The organism is Streptomyces sp. NBC_01669 (genome assembly GCF_026339735.1).
In the GTDB taxonomy this organism is placed as follows: Bacteria; Actinomycetota; Actinomycetes; order Streptomycetales; family Streptomycetaceae; genus Streptomyces; species Streptomyces yanii.
In genome coordinates this window covers 4,019,512-4,043,050 of the sequence record NZ_JAPEQG010000001.1, presented here as the reverse complement: position 1 = coordinate 4,043,050, position 23,539 = coordinate 4,019,512, and the positions used below count along the sequence as shown (strand labels likewise).

19 protein-coding genes and 2 pseudogenes are annotated in these 23,539 nt (G+C 70.6%); 10 read left to right on the top strand and 11 right to left on the bottom strand.

What is annotated here, in order from left to right:
- Positions 1–12 precede the first annotated feature (12 nt).
- The 4 genes from nuoL (at position 13) to recQ (ending at position 7,360) form a co-directional block, all read left to right on the top strand.
- The gene (nuoL, locus tag OG972_RS17910; RefSeq protein WP_266982716.1) at positions 13–1,908 is read left to right on the top strand and encodes an NADH-quinone oxidoreductase subunit L; all 1,896 of its coding nucleotides are present in this window, start codon (positions 13–15) and stop codon (positions 1,906–1,908) included.
- A gap of 5 nt (positions 1,909–1,913) precedes the next feature.
- The gene (locus OG972_RS17905) at positions 1,914–3,485 is read left to right on the top strand and encodes an NADH-quinone oxidoreductase subunit M (RefSeq protein WP_266982715.1); all 1,572 of its coding nucleotides are present in this window, start codon (positions 1,914–1,916) and stop codon (positions 3,483–3,485) included.
- Entirely contained in the window at positions 3,482–5,146 is a 1,665-nt protein-coding gene (gene nuoN / locus OG972_RS17900) for an NADH-quinone oxidoreductase subunit NuoN (protein ID WP_266982713.1), read from the top strand. The genes OG972_RS17905 and nuoN overlap by 4 nt, the downstream gene beginning before the upstream one ends.
- A gap of 234 nt (positions 5,147–5,380) precedes the next feature.
- Positions 5,381–7,360, top strand: a complete 1,980-nt coding sequence (recQ, locus tag OG972_RS17895) for a DNA helicase RecQ (protein ID WP_266982711.1) — start codon at positions 5,381–5,383, stop codon at positions 7,358–7,360.
- A gap of 28 nt (positions 7,361–7,388) precedes the next feature.
- Here recQ and OG972_RS17890 read toward each other — a convergent pair whose 3' ends face one another.
- The 4 genes from OG972_RS17890 to OG972_RS17875 all read right to left on the bottom strand — a co-directional run bounded on the left by OG972_RS17890 (position 7,389) and on the right by OG972_RS17875 (position 12,204).
- Complete coding sequence (locus tag OG972_RS17890; RefSeq protein WP_266982709.1) at positions 7,389–7,997, bottom strand: Uma2 family endonuclease; 609 nt, start codon at positions 7,995–7,997, stop codon at positions 7,389–7,391.
- 174 nt (positions 7,998–8,171) lie between these two features.
- On the bottom strand, positions 8,172–8,846 hold the full coding sequence (locus OG972_RS17885) for a GPP34 family phosphoprotein (protein ID WP_266982707.1): 675 nt from the start codon (positions 8,844–8,846) through the stop codon (positions 8,172–8,174).
- Positions 8,843–10,072 (bottom strand): fumarylacetoacetase, encoded by a 1,230-nt coding sequence (fahA, locus tag OG972_RS17880; protein ID WP_266982705.1) that lies wholly within the window; start codon positions 10,070–10,072, stop codon positions 8,843–8,845. The genes OG972_RS17885 and fahA overlap by 4 nt, the downstream gene beginning before the upstream one ends.
- 137 nt (positions 10,073–10,209) lie before the next feature.
- The gene (locus OG972_RS17875) at positions 10,210–12,204 is read right to left on the bottom strand and encodes a CocE/NonD family hydrolase (RefSeq protein WP_266982704.1); all 1,995 of its coding nucleotides are present in this window, start codon (positions 12,202–12,204) and stop codon (positions 10,210–10,212) included.
- Positions 12,205–12,650: 446 nt separating this feature from the next.
- Here OG972_RS17875 and OG972_RS17870 point away from each other — a divergent pair, with 446 nt between their 5' ends.
- The 5 genes from OG972_RS17870 (at position 12,651) to OG972_RS17850 (ending at position 17,917) form a co-directional block, all read left to right on the top strand.
- Positions 12,651–13,661: a polyprenyl synthetase family protein gene (locus tag OG972_RS17870; RefSeq protein WP_266982702.1), complete on the top strand. Its 1,011-nt coding sequence runs from the start codon at positions 12,651–12,653 to the stop codon at positions 13,659–13,661.
- A gap of 243 nt (positions 13,662–13,904) precedes the next feature.
- Positions 13,905–15,143: a DUF2092 domain-containing protein gene (locus tag OG972_RS17865; RefSeq protein ID WP_266982700.1), complete on the top strand. Its 1,239-nt coding sequence runs from the start codon at positions 13,905–13,907 to the stop codon at positions 15,141–15,143.
- An 89-nt stretch (positions 15,144–15,232) separates the two neighbouring features.
- Complete coding sequence (locus tag OG972_RS17860) at positions 15,233–16,219, top strand: ABC transporter ATP-binding protein (RefSeq protein WP_266982698.1); 987 nt, start codon at positions 15,233–15,235, stop codon at positions 16,217–16,219.
- Positions 16,206–17,090 (top strand): ABC transporter permease, encoded by an 885-nt coding sequence (locus OG972_RS17855; protein ID WP_266982696.1) that lies wholly within the window; start codon positions 16,206–16,208, stop codon positions 17,088–17,090. Before OG972_RS17860 ends, OG972_RS17855 begins: the two co-directional genes overlap by 14 nt.
- A gap of 203 nt (positions 17,091–17,293) precedes the next feature.
- Complete coding sequence (locus tag OG972_RS17850; RefSeq protein WP_266982694.1) at positions 17,294–17,917, top strand: TetR/AcrR family transcriptional regulator; 624 nt, start codon at positions 17,294–17,296, stop codon at positions 17,915–17,917.
- 159 nt (positions 17,918–18,076) lie between these two features.
- Here OG972_RS17850 and OG972_RS17845 read toward each other — a convergent pair whose 3' ends face one another.
- From OG972_RS17845 to OG972_RS17830, 4 genes and pseudogenes are all read right to left on the bottom strand, one after another.
- On the bottom strand, positions 18,077–18,631 hold the full coding sequence (locus OG972_RS17845) for a flavodoxin family protein (RefSeq protein ID WP_266982692.1): 555 nt from the start codon (positions 18,629–18,631) through the stop codon (positions 18,077–18,079).
- A gap of 141 nt (positions 18,632–18,772) precedes the next feature.
- A complete protein-coding gene (locus OG972_RS17840) occupies positions 18,773–19,579 on the bottom strand; it encodes an HAD family hydrolase (RefSeq protein ID WP_266982690.1) in 807 nt (268 codons plus the stop codon).
- Positions 19,580–19,684: 105 nt separating this feature from the next.
- Positions 19,685–20,425 (bottom strand): trans-aconitate 2-methyltransferase, encoded by a 741-nt coding sequence (locus tag OG972_RS17835; protein WP_266982688.1) that lies wholly within the window; start codon positions 20,423–20,425, stop codon positions 19,685–19,687.
- Between the two features lie 63 nt (positions 20,426–20,488).
- Positions 20,489–20,623 (bottom strand): annotated as a pseudogene (locus OG972_RS17830) (VOC family protein); the annotation flags it as partial.
- Positions 20,624–20,640: 17 nt separating this feature from the next.
- On the opposite strand from OG972_RS17830, the pseudogene OG972_RS17825 reads away from it, so the two are divergent.
- Positions 20,641–21,018, top strand: a pseudogene (locus OG972_RS17825) (ABATE domain-containing protein); the annotation flags it as partial.
- Between the two features lie 55 nt (positions 21,019–21,073).
- Here the strand turns inward: OG972_RS17825 and OG972_RS17820 are convergent.
- The 3 genes from OG972_RS17820 to OG972_RS17810 form a co-directional block, all read right to left on the bottom strand.
- Positions 21,074–21,280, bottom strand: coding sequence for a hypothetical protein (locus OG972_RS17820; RefSeq protein ID WP_266991051.1), 207 nt, complete (start codon positions 21,278–21,280; stop codon positions 21,074–21,076).
- A gap of 90 nt (positions 21,281–21,370) precedes the next feature.
- Positions 21,371–22,930: an FAD-dependent monooxygenase gene (locus tag OG972_RS17815; RefSeq protein WP_266982686.1), complete on the bottom strand. Its 1,560-nt coding sequence runs from the start codon at positions 22,928–22,930 to the stop codon at positions 21,371–21,373.
- A gap of 72 nt (positions 22,931–23,002) precedes the next feature.
- A complete protein-coding gene (locus OG972_RS17810) occupies positions 23,003–23,452 on the bottom strand; it encodes a helix-turn-helix domain-containing protein (protein ID WP_266982684.1) in 450 nt (149 codons plus the stop codon).
- Positions 23,453–23,539: the final 87 nt, after the last annotated feature.

Genomic DNA, 23,539 nt, shown 5'->3' with positions numbered 1-23,539 from the left:
GGACGCTGAATCGTGGACAACCTCATTGCGCTGCTCGTCGCGGCGCCCCTGCTCGGAGCGGCCGTGCTGCTCTGCGGCGGTCGACGGCTGGACCGCTTCGGACACTGGATCGGCACGCTGCTCGCCGCCGCGTCGTTCGTCGTCGGTGCGGTGCTCTTCGCGGACATGCTGGGGAAGGGCGCCGACCAACGGGCGCTGCACCAGTACCTGTTCAGCTGGATCCCGGTCGAGGGTTTCCAGGCCGATGTGGCCTTCCAGCTCGACCAGCTGTCGATGACCTTCGTGCTGCTGATCACCGGTGTGGGCACCCTGATCCACATCTACTCGATCGGCTACATGGAGCACGACGAGCGCCGGCGCCGATTCTTCGGCTATCTGAACCTGTTCCTCGCCGCGATGCTCCTGCTGGTCATCGCGGACAACTACCTGCTGCTGTACGTCGGGTGGGAGGGCGTCGGTCTGGCGTCGTACCTGCTGATCGGCTTCTGGCAGCACAAGCCCAGCGCGGCCACCGCCGCCAAGAAGGCGTTCCTGGTCAACCGGGTCGGCGACATGGGCCTGTCGATCGCGATCATGCTGATGTTCACCACATTCGGCACCTTCGCCTTCGGCCCCGTCCTGGCCTCGACCGGGGAGACGAGCGAGGGCAAACTGACGGCGATCGGCCTGATGCTGCTGCTCGCCGCCTGCGGCAAGTCGGCCCAGGTGCCGCTGCAGTCCTGGCTCGGTGACGCGATGGAGGGCCCGACCCCGGTCTCGGCCCTCATCCACGCCGCCACCATGGTGACCGCGGGCGTCTACCTGATCGTCCGCTCGGGCGCGATCTTCAACGCCGCCCCGGACGCGCAGCTGGTCGTCGTGGTCGTCGGTGGGGTCACGCTGCTCTTCGGTGCGATCGTCGGTTGCGCGAAGGACGACATCAAGAAGGCCCTCGCCGGGTCGACGATGTCGCAGATCGGCTACATGATCCTGGCCGCCGGGCTCGGCCCGATCGGCTATGTCTTCGCGATCATGCACCTGGTGACGCACGGCTTCTTCAAGGCCGGGCTCTTCCTCGGCGCAGGTTCGGTCATGCACGGCATGAACGACGAGGTCGACATGCGGAAGTTCGGCGGCCTGCGCAGGTACATGCCGGTCACCTTCATCACCTTCGGCCTCGGCTACCTGGCGATCATCGGTTTCCCCGGTCTGTCCGGGTTCTTCTCCAAGGACAAGATCATCGAGGCGGCGTTCGCCAAGGGTGGCACCGAGGGCTGGATCCTCGGCGCCGTCACGCTGCTGGGCGCCGCGATCACCGCGTTCTACATGACGCGCGTGATGCTGCTGACGTTCTTCGGCGAGAAGCGCTGGCAACCCGACGCCGAGGGGCACGATCCGCACCCGCACGAGTCCCCGAAGTCGATGACCATCCCCATGATCGTCCTCGCGTTCGGTTCGGTCTTCGCCGGAGGGTTCTTCTCCATCGGTGACCGCTTCCTGAACTGGCTGGAGCCGGTCACCGGACACAGCCACGGAGACTCTCCCGTCAGCGCCACGACGGTCACCGCCGCCACCATGGTGGTGCTCGTCATCGGCGTCGCCATCGCCTGGGCGATGTACGGCCGCGGACCGGTCCCGGTCGTCGCCCCGCGCGGCTCGCTGCTCACCCGGGCCGCCCGCCGCGATCTCCTCCAGGACGACTTCAACCACGTGGTCCTGGTCCGCGGCGGCGAGCACCTCACCCGCTCCCTGGTGTACGTCGACCACACCCTGGTCGACGGCGTGGTCAACGGCACGGCCGCAACGATGGGCGGGCTCTCCGGCCGGCTGCGCAAGCTGCAGAACGGCTACGCCCGCTCCTACGCGGTCTCGATGTTCGGCGGTACGGCGGTCGTCATCGCCGCGACCCTGCTGATGAGGGCGGTCTGATCACCATGTCCTTTCCCCTCCTGACAGCGACGGCGGCGCTCCCGGCGATCGGCGCGATCGCCACCGCCGCCGTCCCGGCCGCCCGGCGCACCGCCGCCAAATGGCTGGCGCTGCTCTTCTCGCTGGCCACCCTCGTGCTGGCGGGCATCGTGCTCGCCCGCTTCGAGCCGGGCGGCGCCCGCTACCAGCTCACCGAATCGCACGCCTGGATCAAGGACTTCGGCGTCCGGTACGAACTGGGTGTGGACGGCATCGGGGTGGCGCTCCTGGCGCTCACCGCCCTGCTGATCCCGTTCGTCATCCTGGCCGGCTGGCACGACGCCGATCCCCTGGAGACGAAGTCCTCGCGCTGGCGTCCCACCCAGGGCTTCTTCGCCCTGATCCTCATGGTCGAAGCGATGGTGATCCTCTCCTTCGAGGCCACCGACGTCTTCCTCTTCTACATCCTCTTCGAAGCCATGCTCATCCCGATGTACTTCCTCATCGGCGGCTTCGGGGACCGGGCGCACTCCGGCAGCGACGAGAACGCCGCGGCGCAACGCTCGTACGCCGCGGTCAAGTTCCTCCTCTACAACCTGGCCGGCGGGCTCATCATGCTGGCCGCCGTCATCGGCCTGTACGTCGTCGCGGGCACCTTCTCGCTCTCCGAGATCGCCGAGGCCCGCGCCAACGGCTCGCTCTCCATGGCGACCGGCACCGAACGCTGGCTGTTCCTCGGGTTCTTCTTCGCCTTCGCGGTGAAGGCCCCGCTCTGGCCGCTGCACACCTGGCTGCCCAACGCCATGGGCGAGGCGACCTCACCGGTCGCCGTCCTGATCACCGCGGTCGTCGACAAGGTCGGCACCTTCGCCATGCTCCGCTTCTGCCTCCAGCTGTTCCCGGATGCCAGCAAGTGGGCGACGCCGGTGATCCTGGTCCTCGCGCTGATCAGCATCGTGTACGGGGCGCTGCTCGCCGTCGGCCAGCGCGACATCAAGCGCCTGATCGCCTACGCGTCGATCTCGCACTTCGGCTTCATCATCCTGGGCATCTTCGCGATGACCAGCCAGGGCCAGTCGGGCGCCACGCTCTACATGGTCAACCACGGCATCTCGACGGCCGCGCTGATGCTGGTGGCCGGCTTCCTGATCACCCGGCGCGGTTCGAGGCTCATCGCCGACTACGGCGGTGTGCAGAAGGTGGCGCCGGTCCTGGCCGGCACGTTCCTGATCGGCGGGCTCGCCACCCTGTCGCTCCCCGGCCTCTCCCCGTTCGTCAGCGAATTCCTCGTCCTGGTCGGCACGTTCAGCGCATATCCGGCGGCCGGCATCATCGCCACCACCGGCATCGTGCTCGCCGCGCTCTATGTCCTCGTCCTCTACCAGCGGACGATGACGGGCCCGGTGAAGGCCGGGGTCCAGGGCATGGCGGACCTGAAGGTCCGGGAGCTGGTGGTGGTCCTCCCGCTCGTCGCGCTCCTGATCTTCCTGGGCGTCTATCCGAAGCCGCTCACGGAGATCGTCAACCCGGCGGTGCAGCACACCATGTCGGACGTACACAAGAAGGACCCCCAGCCTGAGGTGGAGGCCGCCAAGTGAGCGCAACAGCTGTCCACAGCCTGTGGACAATGGCGGGCGGGGTGACAGCAGCCGCCCCGGACGAGAAGTTCAAGGCGCCGGTCATCGAGTACGCCCAGCTGACCCCGGTCCTCATCGTGATCGGTGTCGCCGTCGTCGGCGTACTCGTCGAGGCCTTCGTGCCGCGCCGGGCGCGCTACTACACCCAGGTCTTCCTGACCGTCGTCGCCCTCGCCGCCGCGTTCGCAGCGGTCATCGGCCTCGCGGCCGGGGGGTACGGCACGACGAAGGCGCACATCGCCGCGATGGGTGCCATCGCCGTCGACGGACCCGCCCTGTTCCTGCAGGGCACCATCCTGCTGACGTCGCTGGTCGCCGTCTTCACCTTCGCCGAGCGGCGGCTCGACCCCGTGGCGCACGGCAACCGCGTCGACTCGTTCGCCGCACAGGCCGCCTCGGTGCCCGGCAGCGAGAGCGAGCAGGCCGCGGTCAAGGCGGGCTTCACCACCACCGAGGTCTTCCCGCTGGTCCTCTTCTCGGTGGCGGGCATGCTGGTCTTCCCGGCGGCCAACGATCTGCTGACGCTCTTCGTGGCCCTGGAAGTCTTCTCCCTCCCGCTCTACCTGCTGTGCGCCGTCGCCCGCCGCAAGCGGCTGATGTCGCAGGAGGCGGCGGTGAAGTACTTCCTGCTCGGCGCCTTCTCGTCGGCGTTCCTGCTCTTCGGGATCGCCCTGCTGTACGGGTACGCGGGCTCCGTCTCGTACGCGGCCATCGCCAACGTGGTCGACGGCTCCGTCACCCAGATCGACCCGGCGCTCGCCGCCACCATGGGCAACGACGTGCTGCTGCTGATCGGCGGCGCGATGATCCTGACCGGGCTGCTCTTCAAGGTCGGCGCCGTCCCGTTCCACATGTGGACCCCGGACGTCTACCAGGGCGCCCCGACGCCGGTCACCGGCTTCATGGCCGCGGCCACGAAGGTCGCCGCGTTCGGTGCGCTGCTGCGCCTGCTGTACGTGGTGCTGCCGGGCCTCAGCTGGGACTGGCGGCCGGTCCTGTGGGCCGTCGCGATCGTCACGATGCTGGGCGGTGCGGTCGTCGCCATCACCCAGACCGACATCAAGCGGCTGCTGGCCTACTCGTCCATCGCGCACGCCGGATTCATCCTCGCCGGTGTCATCGCGACGACCCCCAGCGGCATCTCCTCGGTGCTCTTCTACCTGGGCGCGTACTCCTTCGTGACGGTCGGCGCGTTCGCCGTCGTCACGCTGGTGCGCGACGCGGGCGGCGAGGCGACCCACCTGTCGAAGTGGGCGGGACTCGGACGGCGCTCGCCCCTGGTCGCCGCAGTCTTCGCGGTGTATCTGCTGGCCTTCGCCGGTATCCCGCTGACCTCCGGCTTCGCCGGAAAGTTCGCGGTCTTCAAGGCGGCGGCGGAGGGCGGCGCGGGCGGCCTGGTCGTGATCGGTGTGATCTCGTCCGCCATTGCCGCGTTCTTCTACATCCGGGTCATCGTGCTCATGTTCTTCAGTGAGCCGAAGGCGGACGGCCCGACGGTCGCCGTCCCGTCCCCGCTGACGATGACGACGATCGCGGTCGGTGTCGCCGTCACGCTGGTGCTGGGCCTGGCCCCGCAGTACTTCCTCGACCTGGCGAGCCAGGCGGGAGTGTTCGTGAGGTGACGCGGAGCGGCCGACCGGTGTCCCGGTTGCCGTTCCGCTCCCGATCGCCGGGCGGGCTCCATTCCGAGCCTGCCCGGCGATCGGCTTTCCGGGAGCGGCAGGCAGCGCGGGCTTGTCAAGCGTGGCGGGCGTTGTCACCGGCGGCGCTTATCGTGGCAGGGGACGGCGCAGGACAGAACGGGATGGACCCCGGGGGACAGAGCGATGAGCGGGACGGGCGGGACCATGGTGGATGTGACCGAGAGCGCCGAGAGCGAAGCGCAGCAGACGCTGCACCGGGTGTTCGGGTACGAGACGTTCCGCGGCGAACAGGAAGCGGTCGTCGACCATGTGGTGGCGGGCGGTGACGCCGTCGTCCTCATGCCCACCGGTGGCGGAAAGTCCCTCTGCTACCAGATCCCGGCCCTGGTCAGACCAGGTACGGGTGTCGTCGTCTCACCGCTGATCGCGCTCATGCAGGACCAGGTCGACGCGCTGCGGGCGCTCGGTGTGCGCGCCGGGTTCATCAACTCCACCCAGGACTTCGACGAGCGCCGGGTCATGGAGGCGGAATTCCTCGCCGGTGAGCTCGACCTGCTGTACCTGGCGCCGGAGCGGCTCCGCCTGGACTCCACCCTCCAGTTGCTCGCCCGCGGAAAGATCTCCGTCTTCGCCATCGACGAGGCGCACTGCGTCGCCCAGTGGGGCCACGACTTCCGGCCTGACTATCTGGCCCTGTCCGTGCTCGGCGAGCGCTGGCCCGACGTGCCCCGGATCGCCCTGACGGCCACGGCGACGAACGCCACGCACCAGGAGATCACCCACCGTCTGGGCATGCCCGACGCGAAGCACTTCGTCGCCAGCTTCGACCGGCCCAACATCCAGTACCGGATCGTGGCGAAGTCCGACCCGAAGAAGCAGCTGCTCTCCTTCCTGAAGGAGGAGCACGCCGGGGACGTCGGCATCGTCTACTGCCTGTCGCGCAATTCGACGGAGAAGACCGCCGAGTATCTCTGCCGCAACGGCATCGAGGCGGTTCCGTACCACGCGGGTCTGGACGCCGGGACGCGTGCGCGCCACCAGGCACGGTTCCTGCGCGAGGACGGCCTTGTCGTCGTGGCGACGATCGCGTTCGGCATGGGCATCGACAAGCCGGACGTACGGTTCGTCGCCCACCTCGATCTGCCGAAGTCGGTCGAGGGCTACTACCAGGAGACCGGCCGCGCGGGCCGCGACGGGCTGCCGTCCACGGCCTGGATGGCGTACGGCCTCCAGGACGTGGTCCAGCAGCGCAAGCTGATCCAGGGCGGCGAGGGCGACGAGGCGTTCCGCCGACGCGCGGCCGCCCACCTCGACGCGATGCTCGCCCTGTGCGAGACCGCCGACTGCCGGCGCGCCCGGCTGCTCACGTACTTCGGCCAGGAGCCCCAGACCGCGGCCTGCGGCAACTGCGACACCTGCCTCACCCCGCCCGAGACCTGGGACGGCACGGTGGCCGCGCAGAAGCTGCTGTCCACCGTGGTCCGGCTGAAGCGGGAGCGCGGCCAGAAGTTCGGCGCAGGCCAGATCGTCGACATCCTGCTGGGCCGCAAGACCGCGAAGGTCATCCAGTTCGACCACGACCAGCTGTCGGTCTTCGGCATCGGCGAGGAGCTGTCCGAGGCGGAATGGCGGGGCGTGGTCCGGCAGTTGCTGGCCCAGGGCCTGCTGGAGGTCGAGGGCGAGTACGGCACGCTGGTGCTGACGGAGGACAGCGGCTCGGTGCTCGGCCGCGAGCGCGAGGTACGGCTGCGCAAGGAGGCGGCGAAGCCCGCGTCGCGCTCCTCGAAGGGCGAACGCAAGGCGAAGGCCTCGGCGGCCGTCGCCGAACTGGACCCGGAGGCCGTACCGGTCTTCGAGGCGCTGCGGGCCTGGCGTGGCGCCCGGGCGAAGGAGCAGGGCGTCCCGGCGTACGTCATCTTCCACGATGCGACGCTGCGCGAGATCGCGACGGTGCGGCCGGCTTCCCTGGTCGAGCTGGGCGGCATCGGCGGCCTGGGCGAGAAGAAGCTGGCGACGTACGGCGAAGGTGTGCTGGAGGTGCTGGGGTCGTTCGGGGCCGCAGGGCCCGAGGCGCCGGACCCGGGACCCGCACCGGCCCCGCACCATGTTCCGGCCCCGGTTCCGGGACCGCCGGTGGCCCCGGACGCGGACCCGGAGTTCGGCTGGGACGAGGAGCCGCCCGAGTACGAGTGAACGCCGGGGCCGGGCGGCGGGGGCCGGACTACTCCGGGTCCGCCGCCCGGCGGCGCGGGGTGATCGCGGTGAGATCGAGATCGATCGGGAAGGGCACGGAGACCTTCATCCGGTCGTGGAAGATGCCGGTGGAGATGTAGGCGCCGGTGGCGGGTTCCAGCTCGAAGACGTAGACCACCGCTCGGCCGTCCTGGTTCTCCACCCGCCAGAAGTGCGGGATCTTGACCCGGGCGTACTTCACCGGCTTGGTCTCCCGGTCCCGCGACCGCGACTCAGGAGAAACGACCTCGATGGCCAGCTGCACCGACTCCGCGGGGAAGCGGGTCTGGTCCGGGTCCTGAATGACCTCGCCGTCGACGACGATCACGTCGGGTTCGGGTCGGTTGTAGCGGTCGATGTCGATGGTGAACTCGCGCACCACCTCAAGGTCGCCTGGTGCTAGTGATTGCAACTGCCAGTTGAAGAAGTCGACCGCCCGTGAATGGAACAGGCTCTGCGGACTCACGAAAACAAGGCTCCCGTCGATCAGCTCCGTGTGCGGAGGCAGATTCGGGAGTGTGTCCAGGTCATCGGCGGTCCAGCCGCCCACGGGCGGAACCGCCCACCGCGGCTCGGGGGCCTCGGGTTCGACGCTCATCAGTGCTCCCATGCGTCGGAGTCTCGCGGGACTTTCCAGCGTATCCGCCGGGAATGGGATAGGGCTCCCCCGAACGTGTGATCGCCCCGCGCACCGTTGACCGTCGGGAGTCCCGGCCGGCCTCTGCCCCGGTCAGCCACCGGCCAGGCGCCTGTCCCGGCCACCTTGCCCGGGTCAGCCGTCCCCGCCGCCTCCGCCGCCCCCCGCACTTGTGCCGCTCCGGTTGGCCTTGTCCTGGCGTACGTTCTGGTGCACCGCGTACGCGGTCCACTCGTCGTGCACCAGGTCGCGCATCGTCGAACGGCTTCTCCAGCCGCCCTGTGCCACGGCGCCCGACAGGCCGGTCGCCGAGACCAGCGCGGCCAGTGTGCGGGTGCGCCGGTCCGGGAAGCCGGCTGCCTCGGCGGCCGCGAAGCGTTCCCGGACCGCGGCCGGTCCGGCCGGGTCCGCCGCCGGGTGGCGGTGGTAGGGGAGCAGACCGAGGAGCCGGTGGGTCTCCCTGCGCAGGACCGAGCGGCCCACCAGATGCTCCAGGCACAGCTCCTCGACGTACCGGCCGGTCCGCCGGATCCACCGCTTCGCGCTGACCCCGCCCGCGAGCCCGCCCTCGTCCGGGGCCGGCAGGCTCCCCAGGACCTGTGCGAGGAGCGGGTCCTGGGGAGCGAGCGGACTGATCACCCGTATCCGGCCGAGCTGTTCGGCGATCCGGCCCTGGAGCTCCAGCTCCGCGAGGACCGCGCCCGCCACCGCGTACTCCAGGAAACGGTTTCGGCAGTACGGCTTGCCGCGCCGCGGGTCCAGCGCCAGCAGCAGAAGCTCCTCGGGGAGCGTGAGCGCGGGCGGCGTCATGGCGTGGGCACGATCCGCCCCGTCACCTCACCGAGACCGACCCGTGTGCCGTCCGGTCCCGGCGCCCAGGCGGTCATCGTCACCGTGTCACCGTCCTCCAGGAAGGTCCTCTTGCCCTCGGGGAGTTCCAGCGGTTCGCTGCCGTTCCAGGTGAGCTCCAGGAGCGAGCCGCGCTGTCCGGGCTCGGCGCCGCTGACCGTGCCGGAGCCGTACAGGTCGCCGGTGCGCAGCGAGGCGCCGTTCACCGTCATGTGGGCCAGCATCTGGGCCGCCGTCCAGTACATGGTGGCGAACGGCGGCTCGGCGACCACCTGCCCGTTGATCGCGACCGCGATCCGCAGGTCGAGGCCGCCGGGTTCCTCCTCGCCCGTGTCGTCGAGGTAGGGGAGCAGCGGGAAGTCCCGGGCGGGCGGGGCGATCCGGGCCGCTTCCAGGGCTTCGAGCGGCGTCACCCACGGCGATACGGACGTGGCGAAGGACTTGCCGAGGAACGGGCCCAGCGGGACGTACTCCCACGCCTGCAGGTCCCGCGCCGACCAGTCGTTGAGCAGCGAGAGCCCGAAGACATGGTCGCGGAACCTGCCGAGCGGGACCGGCCGTCCCTGCTCCGAGGGGACACCCACCACGAAGCCGACCTCGGCCTCGATGTCCAGCTTGACCGAGGGGCCGAAGACCGGGGCGGCGTCGGAGGGGGCCTTGCGCTGGCCGGAGGGGCGCACCACATCCGTGCCGGAGACGACGACGGTGCCGGACCGGCCGTGGTAACCGATCGGGAGGTGCTTCCAGTTCGGCGTCAGTGCGGCGCCGTCCGGCCGGAAGATCTTTCCGACATTGGTGGCGTGGTTCTCGCTGGCGTAGAAGTCGACGTAGTCCGCGACCGCGTACGGCATATGGAGCGTCACCGACTCGACCGGATGCAGCAGTGGCTCGATGTCCGGGCGGTGCGCCGGAACCGTCACCCACGCGGTCAACGCCCGTCGGACGTCCCGCCACGCCGTGCGGCCCGCCGACAGCAGTGCGGTCAGGTCCGGCTGGGCGAGAAGCTGGGCGTAGGGCGAGCCGAGCGTGTGCGCCGCGGCTCCGGCGTCCAGCACGTGGCCGCCGATGCGGACGCCGACCCGGCGGTCCTCGGGGTGGTCGTGGGTGGAGAACACCCCGTACGGAAGGTTGTGCGGACCGAAGGGGTCGCCCTCGGCCAGATCGAGCGGGCTGTTCTGCTCGGGCATCTGTTGCTGCCTCGCTTTCCAGGTCGATTGGGGGACACGTTACGTCGGTGTCGCTACCCCGCGGCAGTGTCGCAACTACGCGCAATGACCGGAAAGTTCCGGCATACCCCCACGTGAGCAGGGGTACGGCGGTCTTTTCAGCCCGCTGTGCGCGGGATCCGCCTCTCCCAGGTCCGGTGGAAGACGATCTCGTCGCCGTCCTTGCACACCACCTCGTCCGACGTGATGAAGTCGGTCGCGTCCGCACCGATCTCGGACCGCGTCTCGATCCGCGCGTCCCAGGCCATCTCCGGCCGGTGCAGCCGGATCGTCCAGTCGGAGCGGGTGCGCGCCGACAGCGGGTCGTTCTCCTGGATCGTGTACCTCTCCACCGCGTCCTCGGTGAACTCGAGGCCGTCCGGGTGGACGCGGGTGCCGCCGTAGCGCGGGTCGACCTCCAGCCGCCATTCGCCCTTGGCGACGTCGCGGACCACCAGCCGCTCCGGGCGGGGCTCGTCGAGCGTCACCGGGAGGACGACGCCGAGCGGCTCCGACTGCTCCGCCTGCTCGAACCCGATCGAGGGATCCTCGGTGCGGCGGCGCACCGGCAGTTCGACGAAACTGCCGTCCGCGTCCAGCGTGAAGCCCGCCGAACCGGCCTGCGGCCAGATCCACGGCCAGTAGGAGGAGGAGACGGCGAGCCTGATGCGGTGGCCGGGCGGGAAGGTGTGCCCGATGCCGTTCAGCTCGAAGGCGACGTCCTCGGTCGCACCGGCCGGCCAGTCGTCGGACCGGTCGCGGCCGTGCCGGGCCGACAGGTTGAGGACGCCGCGGGTGACGAGCGTGGACGCGCCGTCCGGGGCGACGTCGCAGAGCCGGGCGATCGCCTGGCCGCGCGGCACGTCCATCCGGATCCGGAGCTTCACCCTCGCGCGGCCCAGGATCTCGATGGGGGAGTCCTCGACCGGGAATTCGAAGGAGACCGACTTGGCGTCCTCGTCGCGCTGGTCGGGCGGCAGATCGGCGTCGTTGCCGTACGGGAGGAACCGCCCGGCGTCCAGCCCGGTGTGCTGCGGCGAGTCGACGGTCTGCGGTCCGCCCTGGAGGGCGTACGTGACCGGCGTGATGTTCTCCGAAGGCCGGCCGGTGTCACCGACCCACCGTCCGGGCAGCGTCTCGTACACCGTCGCGGGCCGGTGCGACTTGCTGATCCAGGACCGCAGCAGCGGCTCGGACATGGCGCCGGTGTCCCTGTCCTTGAGGTGCTGGTCCCACCAGCGCAGCGTCTCCTGGAGGAAGCCGATCGAGGGTCCCGGCGGCAGGCCGCGGTCCGGGTACTGGTGCGACCACGGGCCGATCAGCCCGCGCACCTTCGCCGGGTCGAGGTGCTCGATGAGCCGCAGCACGGTGTCGCGGTACGGGTCGTGCCAGCCGCCGACCGCGAGCACGTTCGCCCGGATGGCAGAGTAGTCCTCGCAGACGCTTCCGTGCTTCCAGTAGTCGTCGCGGGTCCGGTGCGCCAGCCAGGTGTGGATGAACGGCTCGACCGCTTCGAGCCGGTCGCACCACATGTCCTTCCAGCCCTTGCCGACGTGCGCCGGGTCCGGCGGTCGGCAGACGAAGGCGAGCATGGTGGCCGCGCGGGCGTGCATGTCGACGGCGAGGACCGAGCCGCCCATGTAGTGCACGTCGTTGTCGTAGCGGTCGTCGGTCGAGCAGACGGTGACGATCGCCTGCAGCGGCTCCGGGGCGAGTGCGGCGATCTGGAGCGAGTTGGAGCCGCCCCAGGAGATGCCGAACATGCCGACCCGGCCGGAGCACCACTCCTGCTCGGCCAGCCAGTGGATGACGGCGACCCCGTCGGCGAGCTCGGTCGCGTCGTACTCGTCGCCCGGCATCCCCTCGCTGTTGCCGTGCCCGCGGACGTCCACGCGGACCGAGGCGTAGCCGTGGCCCGCGTACCAGGGGTGGCGCTGCCAGTCGCGCGGCGCCGTCCAGTCGCTCAGCCGGTACGGCAGGTACTCCAGGAGTGCCGGCACGGGTTCGTCGGTGACCGGCCGCCAGATCCGCGCGTACAGCCGGGTGCCGTCCGGCAGCGGGATGCGGACGTCCTCATGGGTGGTGTCGTACGGGAACCTGGTCCGGATGTGCATGGCGGTACCTCGGTGGACGGGGTGCATGGTGCACCCGACAGGCTCTGAGCCAGGGGCCGGCCGCGACGACGGCCGGACCGGCCCGCACCGCGGTGCCGTTCGCCACCGTGTCGGGTCGCCACCGTGTCGGCGAAATGGAGGACCGGGACGGCCTGCGTGCCGAGGAACGAGAACCGCTTCCGGGCCTCCGGGCAGGACAGGGTCATCAGCCCCCGTGACCGGCTGGAACAGGCGTGGTCGTCGGCGGTCGGCGGCTCTGTCTCGTCGAGGGCGGCAGCGCTGTGGGACAAAGGGCCTACTCCTGATCGTATGAGCTGATCACGAACATACCGGCGGTGGCGGGAAGGCGCCCACGGTGATCCAAACGGGACCGGATACGCTGAGTTGAGTGATGACAGCGACACATCGACATTCCGTGTGATCGTCAGCAGACAGGAGATCCCCTCGTGACCGTCGTCGGGCCGTTCGGACTGAGCGTGCGGGACCAGGCTCTTGAGGCCGATGTCCAGACCGGTTTGGCCGCTGTCGAGGCGGGGCTGCTGGATGCCACCAAGAGCGACGTCCCGTTCATCACGGAGGCCGCGCAGCATCTCGTACGGGCCGGGGGCAAGCGTTTCCGGCCACTGCTGGCGATGCTGGCGTCCCAGTTCGGCGACGCGGACGCGCCGGGCGTCGTGCCGTCCGCCGTGGTCGTCGAGCTGACGCATCTCGCGACGCTCTACCACGACGACGTGATGGACGAGGCGGACGTACGCCGTGGCGTCGACAGCGCCAACACCCGCTGGGGCAACTCGGTGGCCGTGCTGACCGGCGACTTCCTCTTCGCGCGCGCCTCGCACATCCTGGCCGACCTCGGCCCGGAGGCCGTACGCGTCCAGGCCGAGGCGTTCGAACGCCTGGTGACCGGACAGATCCTGGAGACCGCCGGCCCGCGCGACGGCCGCGACCCGGTCGACCACTACCTCGACGTGATGCGCGGCAAGACCGGCTCGCTGATCGCCGTGGCGTGCCGGTTCGGCGCGATGATGGCCGGCGCCGACGAGTCCGCCGTCGACATCCTCACCCAGTACGGTGAGCGGCTCGGCGTCGCCTTCCAACTCGCCGACGACGTGCTCGACATCGCCTCCGACAGTCACGAGTCCGGCAAGACCCCCGGCACCGATCTGCGTGAAGGAATCCCGACGCTTCCCGTCCTCCACCTGCGGGCGCAGGCGGCGGCCGGCGGCAAGCCGGACGACCTGGAGCTCCTTGAGCTGCTGGACGGCGACCTGAGCGACGACGACCGGCTGGCCGAGGCGCTCGGCCGGCTGCGGGCGCACCCGGCGCTGGAGCAGGCCCGGCGCGACACCGTCAGGTACGCGGAGGAGGCGCGGGCGACCCTGAAGCCGCTTCCCGAGTGCTACGCGAAGGCCGCACTGGAAGAGCTGTGCGACGCCGTGGTGCACCGCGCGGGCTAGAGCCTCTCGTGCGGAAGCCCCAGCGGCGTTCGCCGGCCCCTACCCCTACGGGTCGGGGGAGGGACGACCGCGTTGTGTCATACCGAAGAGGTATGCGCAGTTGCTTCCGCGGGTTGATGATTCCGTCCGGTGATTTTGGTCAGATGGAGAACAACCACTCCTGACCACATCGGGTGAGAACGGCGGCACGGAGTGGACGAGTGCATCCGGACGGAAGCCGCCGACCACGGAGGTAGGGCACACATGGCACCGAACGACAGCGCAGAGACCACCGGCAGCGCCACGAGCACCACGGCTGCCCGCAGAAAGGCGGCCCGCTACGTTGTCCCGGTCGCGGTGGCGGGGGTGGCGGCCGCGACGATCGGTCTGGTCCCGGCGCTCGCGGACTCCGGTGACCCCGAGCTGCCGAAGATCAGCGCACAGCAGCTCATCGAGAAGATCGCGGCCTCGGACACCCAGCAGCTCTCCGGCACGGTGCGGGTCAGCACCGACCTCGGCATCCCGTCGCTGGGCGGTCTGGCCGAGTCGTTCGCCCAAAGCGCCGGCGGCGAGCAGGGCGGTTCGAGCGCCGCCCCGAAGGACAGGCTGACGGAGCTCGCCTCCGGCACGCACACGCTGCGGGTGGCCGCCGACGGCCCCGACAAGCAGCGCCTCTCCATTCTGGACAGCGCCGCCGAGTACAGCGTGATCCGCAACGGGGACCAGCTCTGGGCATACGACAGCAAGTCCGACGAGGCGTACCACGCGACCACCGACAAGGCCCCTGACGCCGGGAAGCACGAGGGGCACACGGCCCCGGAGGGCGTGCCGACCACACCGAAGGCGCTGGCCGAGCAGGCGCTGAAGGCGGCGGACTCCACCACCTCCGTCACGGTCGACGGCACGGCGCAGGTCGCCGGGCGTGATGCGTACAAGCTGGTCATCAAGCCCAAGCAGGGTGGCTCGACGATCGGCGCGATCACCGTCGCGGTCGACGCGAAGAACGGCGTACCGCTGAAGTTCACCCTCTCCCCGAGCAGCGGTGGCAAGGCGGTGATCGATGCCGGGTTCACCAGCGTCGACTTCGCCAGGCCCGCCGCGTCCTCGTTCACGTTCACCCCGCCCAAGGGCACCAAGGTGACCGAGGCGGACGAGGCGAAGGCGGAGAAGAACGTCGAGAAGGGGCCGGAGGGCCTGACCGGTCTGGACAAGATCGCCGGCGGCGGAGGCGCGAAGGTCATCGGCGAGGGCTGGGGCGCGATCTACGCGATCGAGGCACCGGCCGGCGAGGGACTCCCCTCGTCGGAGAAGAATGCGGATGTTCCGCCCGCGGCCCAGCAGTTCCTGGACTCGTTCGGCGACAAGGTCACCGGAAAGTTCGGCTCCGGCACGGTCTTCAAGACTCGGCTGGTCAACGCCCTGATGACGGACGACGGCAAGGTCTACGTCGGCGCGGTCACCAAGGACGCGCTCGTCAAGGCGGCCGACAACGCCGCCAACTGACGTTCCCGTCCTTCCCGCACCGCACCACCGCCCCGCCGTACCCTCCGTACGGCGGGGCGTTCCGTTACCCGAACCATGGGGAGTTGCGCATGACAGAGCCCGGTGCCGTGACCGAGTCCTTGGTGGTGCCCCGGACCGGAACGGCTGTGATCGAGACCCGGGGTCTCACCAAGCGGTACCGCGGCGGCCAACTCGCCGTCGACGGACTCGACCTCAGCGTTCCCGACGGCAGCGTCTTCGGCTTCCTCGGGCCCAACGGCTCCGGGAAGACCACCACGATCCGGATGCTGATGGGGCTGATCGCTCCGACGTCCGGCACCGCCCGGGTCCTCGGCAACCCCATGCCGGGCGCCGCACGCACCGTGCTCCCGCAGGTCGGAACGCTGATCGAAGGACCCGCGCTGTACGCGTTCCTGACCGGCCGGGACAACCTCGTACGGTACGACTCCGCCGACCCGACCGCCGATCCGCGCACCCGCCACGCCCGGGTCGCCGCCGCCCTGGACCGGGTGGGGCTCGCCGCCGCGGCGGGCAAGAAGGCGAAGGCGTACTCGCTGGGCATGAAGCAGCGCCTCGGGCTCGCCGCCGCACTGCTGCAGCCGCGCCGCCTCCTCGTCCTGGACGAGCCGACCAACGGACTCGACCCGCAGGGCATGCGCGAGATCCGCACCCTGGTCCGGGAACTGGCGGCGGACGGCACCACCGTCTTCCTCTCCTCCCACCTCCTCGACGAGATCGAACAGGTCTGCACGCACGCCGCGGTCATGGCCCGGGGGCGGCTGATCACCCAGGGGCCGGTCGCCGACCTCGCGGCCGGCACCCGCGGCAGGCTCGCCGTCACCACACCCGACCCCGCCGACGCCGCCCGCATCCTCAAGGAACACGGCGTCACCGGCGTCACCGTCGACGGCGACCGGGTCACCGCCGAACCCCCGCCGCGCGAGGTCGAGCTCGCCGACCTGAGCGGGGCGCTGGTCCACGGCGGTGTACGCGTACGGTCCTTCGGCGTCGAGCGGGCCTCGCTGGAGGACGCCTTCGTCGCACTCACCGGAGAGGGTTTCGATGTCGCAGGCTGAAGTCGCACCCGTGCGGGCGGGCCGCTCCCGCAGCCCGCTGTGGACGTTCGGGATCCTCCGCTCCGAACTGGCCACGACCCTGCGCCGCGGGCGCACGCTCGCGCTGCTCGGGGTGCTGGCCGCCGTCCCCGTACTGATCGGGATCGCGGTGAGGATCCAGACGAGCGACGGCTCGCCCGCCGGGCCGCCCGACGGCGGGGGCCCGGCGTTCCTCTCCCAGGTGACCAACAACGGCCTGTTCCTGGTGTTCGCCGCCCTCGCGGTGACGCTTCCGGTCTTCCTGCCGCTGACCGTCGGCGTCGTCGCGGGCGACGCGATCGCGGGCGAGGCCAGTGCGGGCACCCTGCGCTATCTGCTGGTCGCACCCGCGGGCCGGACCCGGCTGCTGCTGACCAAGTACACCGCCACCCTCGCGTTCTGCCTGACCGCGACCCTCGTCGTGGCGGTGTCGGCGCTCGCCGTCGGGGCGCTGCTCTTCCCGGTCGGCGAGGTCACGACGATCTCCGGGACCCGGATCGGCGTCGGTGAGGGGCTGCTGCGGGCCGGCCTGATCGCGGTGACGGTGGCGGCGTCACTCATCGGGTTCGCGGCGCTCGGGCTGTTCATCTCGACGCTCGCCGGCAGCGGGATCGCGGCGATGGCCGCGACGGTCGGGGTGCTGATCACCGTACAGATCCTGGACACGATCCCGCAGTTGAGCGGCATCCACCCGTATCTCTTCCCGCACTACTGGTTGTCCTTCGCGGACCTGCTGCGCGATCCCGTCTACTGGGACGAGATCGTCAAGAACCTGGGGCTGCAGGGGCTGTACGCGGCGGTGTTCGGCTCGGCGGCCTGGGCGCGCTTCGCGGCGAAGGACATCACGGCCTGAGCGGGCGGGTCTTCGCCGGGTCCGCCCGCGCCGTCGGCCGGGCGAGCCGTCCCCCGATCGGCTCGTCGCGGCACGTACGGCACGAACGGTGCGAACAGCTGGAACGGCACGACACGGCACGTTCCGTTTCCGCTTGAACATTGTTCGACTTTTGGCGACGGGCTGTCAACAAGGATCAGGTCAAACGCGCCTATGCTCACGGAATGATCACATCGTCGAGTTCCCTGCGTCGCAGCGAGCGATCGCGACGGGCGACCTTGGAGGCCGCGCTCGCCCTGTGCACGGAGAAGGGGTACGGCCGCGTCACCATCGAGGCGATCGCGGCCAGGGCCGGCGTCAGCAAGAAGACGATCTACCGCTGGTGGCCGTCGAAGAGCGCGGTGATCCTGGAGGCATTCACGGAGGCGCTGGTGGACGCCACCCCGTTCGCCGACACCGGCGACATCGCCGCCGACCTGCGCACCCATGTGTCGGGCGCGGTGAATCTGCTCGCCAGCGCGCCGTTCGGCCCCGCGTACGCCGGGATCCTCTCCGAGGTCCACCACGACGACGAACTCGCCGAAACGGTCCGGACGCAACTGATCGAACCCCGCTTCGCCCAGGCGGTCGACCGGCTGCGCCGAGCCCAGGAACAGGGCCAGATCCCGCCGGACGCGAATCTGCCGCTGGCCGTGGAGATGCTCTACGGACCGGTCTACTACCGCCATGTGCTGCGCAAGCCGGTCCAGGACGAGGCGACGATCGCGGCACTGGTCGCGCATGTGCTGTGCTCGCTGCGGGCTTCCGCGACGGACGCCGGTCGGATGCGGGAACCGATCGCGGGATGATCACCGGTGTCTCCGGGGGCACCGGCGCGCTCGAGGCCGAGGGGGTCGTGGCGGCGCCTCCAGAGGGGCCGGTACGAAGGTGCTCGTCCTGCGCTTCGCCCTGGTCCTCGTCCTGTCGGCCGTGCTGCTCGTGTTCGGTTCCGGGATCGGCGCCCCGGGTCAGCCGAAGAAGGTCTTGGCGCGGGTGGCGGCGGCCGTGTCGTTCAGCACGTCACCGGGCCGGTTGCCGAGCCCCAGCAGCATCCCGCCCCACTCCATCCGCATGTACGACGCGATGGTGCGCAGCGTCCCGGTAGCCGGCTCGGCCACGCTCGGATCGGTCGTCGCGAGCGCGGTGACACCCCACAGGGTCCGTCCGGCCATGCGCTCCTTGAAGTCGACGCCGGGCACCCGCATCCACCCCGACCAGTGGTCCAGGTACCGCTTGGTGGAGGTGGACATGGCGTACCAGTACAGCGGTGACGCCAGTACCAGATCGGTCGCGCCGAGCGTCGCGTCCAGCAGGGTGGCGGCGTTCCCGGCGGGTGCGCGGTAGCTGCCGTCGCCCTCGTGCCGCAGGTCCTCGAAGTCGGGGAGCGCCAGCTCGTTCAGGCTCAGCCAGCGCTGCTCGGTCTCGGGTGGCAACTGCTCGGCGGCGAGCCGGGCGAGTTCCTCGGTGTTGCCGTCGGTACGGCTGCTGCCGAGCAGGAACAGGAACGAACGAGTGGTGGTCATGGCGACTTCTCCCCGTGGAGGCATCGGATGCATTGCGCGCAACGACTGTACGTGTCTGCACTATATGCATGTGCATGAAAATTGGGAACGGGGCGCCGCTCGGGAGCCCGGTCGCTGCCGGGACCATGCGCACGGCCGGGATCAGCCGAACAGTCGCTCCAGGACCACCGCGACCCCGTCCGCCTCGTTCGTCAGCGTCACCTCGTCCGCTGCCGCCTTCAGCTCGGGGTGGGCGTTGGCCATCGCGACGCCGTGCCCGGACCGGCGGAACATCGGCAGGTCGTTGGGCATGTCGCCGAAGGCGATCGTGGCCGCCGGATCCACCCCCAGGGTCTCGGCCGCCAGGGCCAGCCCGGTGCCCTTGTCGACGCCGTACGGCTGGAGTTCGACGGTGCCGGGGCCGGAGAGGGTGACGGTCGCCAGGTCACCGACGACCGCGCGGGCCGCGTCCGCGAGTGCGTCGTCCGTCAGGTCGGGGTGGCGGACGAGGACCTTGATGATCGGCGCCTCCCACAGTTCCTCGCGGTGGCCGACCCGTACGGCGGGCAATGCGGGGTGGGGCATCAGGTACCCCGGCTCGATCAGCGTCCGCCCGTCGGTTCCGTCCTGGTCCACGGCCGCGAACACCGGCCCGACCTGGGCCTCGATCTTGCCGAGCGCGGTGTCGGCCAGGTCCCGGTCCAGGGTCGCCGCGCGAATGATCTGCCCGGCCCCGGCGTCGTACAGCTGCGTGCCCTGCCCGCAGACCACCGGACCCCGGTACTCCAGCCGCGCGAGCAGGTCCCGTATGCCGGGCACCGGCCGTCCGGTGACCACGATGTGCCGGGCCCCCGACGCGGCGGCCCGGGCGAGCGCGGCACGGGAGCGGGGGCTCACGGTGTCGTCGCGACGCAGCAGGGTGCCGTCCAGGTCCGTGGCGACGAGGGCATATATGGGTGGGGTGGGCATGCCACAACCCTAGGGAGATCCGCTTCCGGGCGTACGGCCCTGACCTGCGCGGACGGTCGGGATTCGGGTGCGGCGGACAGCCCGGCAGGGGCATATGCGCAGGAATTACGCAGAGCGAGCGATCGTGATGATCTCCGGGCTCGCGCCGGTGAGCGGGCTGCGGTCCCAGTCCCCGTACTGCTCCTCGATGACCAGCCCGGCGTCGGACAGGAACGAGGACAGCGCGTCCGCGCCGAGGAAGCGCAGGGTGCTGCGGCTGATCCGCGGCCGGGTCCGGCCCGGCCCGGTGAACGTATGGCTGAACGACGCCGTGTCCCCGGTCACCGGCATCTCGACCTCGCGCACCATCCGCACCAGGCGGCCGTCGTCGTCGACCGCCTCGACCGATCTGTCCGGGGTCCAGTCCTCCCACGCCCGCGCCAAGGGGTTACGTGTCTCGAAGGCGAACCGGCCCCCGTCGGCCAGGACCGAACGGATCGTGGCCAGCGCGGTGCGCAGTTCGTCGTCCCTCACGTAGACCTGGAACGCGTGGCCCGCCATCACGACCAGGTCGAACATCCGGTCCGGGCCGACCGAGCCGACGTCGCCGAGGATCCACTCGATGCCGGTGTGCGCACGCGCCTGCTCCAGCATGCCGACCGCCGGATCCACTCCGCACAACTGCCCGTCATGACCGGCCTGCCGGGCCAGCCGCAGCAGCGACCCCGTACCGCAGCCGACGTCCAGCACGGACGGCGCCGCCATCACCAGGGGGAGGTAGAAGCCGTAGTCCGCCCGCTGGTCGGACGGGTTCATGGGGTCGTACAGTGCGGCGAGGCCGGCATCCGCGAACAAGCGATCAACCATCGTGACAGACTCCCGCCGTTGCCCGGGCCGCCGCAAGGGATGTTCCCTGAGCCTCCCTCACGCTCACTGCACGCAGAACTCGTTGCCCTCCGGATCGGCGAACACCCACCATGTGCCACCCGGCTCCTCCACCTTGCGCAGCCGGGTCGCGCCCAGGCCCTCCAGTCGCGCCGCCTCGGCGTCGCGGCGCTCCGGGCCGCGGGTCGGTGGCGTCGATGACGAGCTTCCAGTGCAGGGTCATGGAAACCGTTCCTAGCGGTGACCTGCGTGAGTCGGCAAGGGGCGCGCCGGGGCCGGTCCTGCACACCCCGCAGGGGCGGCCGTACCGATTCGACCCCGGCGTGCTGTGCTTGAAGCTGCTGCCCACCGGCGGACACCGCGGATATGCGCGGTACGAGGTGCTGCACACGCCCGCCGATCCGGTGCGGTGGGCGGGGCAGAGCCCGATGGTGCCCGCGCCGGAGCTCGCGGTGAGCGCCGGTGAACTCGCCCGCGCCCATGAACTGCGCTCCGTACTCCGGCGGTTGACCACGGCTCAGGAGCGCGCGGAGGTGCTGGACGGCGGCGCGCGCGGCGGCAGCGCGCGATGGACCGGGTGGCCGCCGCGACGGGCTGAGCCCGGCCGCGGGGAGCCGTCACCGGCGTGGCTCATCGGGATGTTGCCCGGGTGGACGTCGGCCGGGCGATTCCCTGACCCCCCGGAGTCAGGTCTGCGCTGCCGGGATGGCTCTGGAGGCGGTACCAGGGGCCGGCCGGGCCGAGTCCGGAAGGATGCACCATCTGCGCGGTGTCGGCGCGTGCGGTGGGTGCGGCTGCGCAGATGACGGCGGAGACGGCCACGGTGGCGGTCGCCACGCACATGAGCGTGCGGGAGTGTCTCTCGAAGTGCCGGGTTCGGGTCATAGGTGTTAGAGAAATGTAAGCAGACGGTATGACTGCGCTTACTCACCGGGACACGCGCCGCGATCGCCCCAATGCCGTACGGTCCAGGTGATCCGCGACGGCTCCGTACTCCGTGGCGCGCGCGATCAGCGCCACGTAGTTGTCGGGGCGGACCAGGACGAGGGCGTCCTCGGTGATCCCGTACGCCGAGCGGGCGTGTCCCTCGTCGTCGGTGAGGCCCTCGTGGCCGCCGCCGTCCACCGAGTGCACGCGCACCACGTCGCCGTACTCCGCCGCCACCTCCCGCAGCGCCTGCGCCGCGGCCGCACCGAAGCCCAGCAGCGTGAAGTGCGGCCCGGCGAACGTCTCGAACAGGCGGACCCGCGTCCCCGTCCCCGCGTCGCGACACGGGGCGTCCGGGGCGCGGTCGCCCGCCCGCAGCCGGGCGCGGGGACCGTCGGCCGCGCCGTCCCGGGCGAGCGAGCTCCAGCGGTAGTTCCCGTCCAGCCCCATGGTCTCCGCGGCGTTCGCCGCATCCAGTCCGCCGCCCGGCTTCTTGATCGCCTCCAGGGTCTCCCGCAGTCGGTCGGAGGCGAGGTCGAGGGTCCGGGCGGCGACGGGCAGCCGCTCCTCCTCGTAGGTGTCGAGCAGGCCCGTACCCGCCCGTCCGGTCGCCACGAGGGCGAGCTTCCAGCCCAGGTTGAACGCGTCCTGGATGCCGGTGTTCATGCCCAGCCCGCCCGCGATCGCGTGCACATGCGCGGCGTCGCCCGCGAGGAGGACGCGGCCCACCCGGTAGCGGCCGGCCATGCGCTCGTTGACCCGGTACGTCGACAGCAGGGTGGCGTTCGACAGGCGGGTGCCCGGGAGGCCGGAATGCTTGGCGAAGAGCCGCCGGAAGCTTTCCTGCGAGGGCGGTACGGGGGCCCCTGCGGCGTCCGTCTCGGGTCCGGCCTGGAACCACCAGCCCGACCGGGTACCCGGGATCGGGCACAGCATCACGGCGCCGTCCTCGTCGAACCACTGGTGCCAGATCCCGCGGTCGAGACCCTCCACCTCGACATCGCCGCAGACCATCATCTGCTCCTGCGTCGTCCGCCCCTCGAACGGCACCCCGAGCAGCTTGCGCACCGCACTGTGGGCGCCGTCGCAGCCCACCACGTAGGCCGTCCCGGTCTCGCTGCCGTCGGCGAAGGTGACGGTCACCGAGGCGTCCGTCTCCACCAGCCCCGTCACCTCGGCGCCCAGTTCGACATGTACCCCGTACTCCGCGAGCCGGGCCCGCAGGATCTCCTCCAGCCGCCACTGCGCGATGAGCCACGAGCGGTCGTACGGGGCGTCCGGCGTCGGCCCCGACCCCTCGAACGGGTCGGCGTCGGCGATCGCCACTCCGCCCCGGTACTTGCGCATCGGCGGCGGCGTCGAGCCCGCTGCCAGGACCTCGTCGACCACGCCGAGATCCTCAAGCACCTCGAGGGAGCGGGGATTGGGGCCCTTCGCCCGCGAACTGCGCGGGAAATCACGGGACTTGTCGACGATCCGTACGGCGATGTCACGCCGGGCGAGATCGCACGCCAGGGTCAGTCCGGTCGGTCCGGCTCCCACGATCAGTACGTCGGTCATGCCTGCTCCTCGGGTACGGTTCCACTGCCCCCAGGAAAGCGTAACTGGGTTAAGAAAGCAACCGAGTAAAGATCAATGTGTGTCCGCGGCCTCGCGGGCGTCGTAGTCGGCGCGCGCCGCCGCGATCTCACCCCGGTGCTCCTCGGTCCAGGTGACGAGTGCCCGGATCGTGGTGTGCAGCGTGCCGCCGAGCGGCGTCAGCTCGTACTCCACGCGGGGCGGCACCACGGCATGGACCGTGCGCTCGACCAGGCCGTCGCGTTCCAGCTGGCGCAGCGTGACGGTCAGCATCCGCTGACTGATGCCGTCGATCTCGCGGCGCAACTGGGTGAAGCGGAGCTTGCGGCGGTCGAGCAGGGCGATGACGAGGAGCGACCACTTGTCGGCGACGCGGTCCAGGATCTGCCGTACCTCGCAGCCCTCGCGGGTGTCCCACTGGAACGGGTCGGGGTCGCCGACGAGGGCCGCGTCGTCAACGGTGCCTCTGAGGTGACTCGGTGACTTCGAAGTGCCTTCTTCCATGGCCGTTGATGCTGGCGCACGATGCCAGTGGTTACAAGAGGGAACCGACCCGCTTCCGAGTAACTCCCCATGCCCGCCCCATTCAAG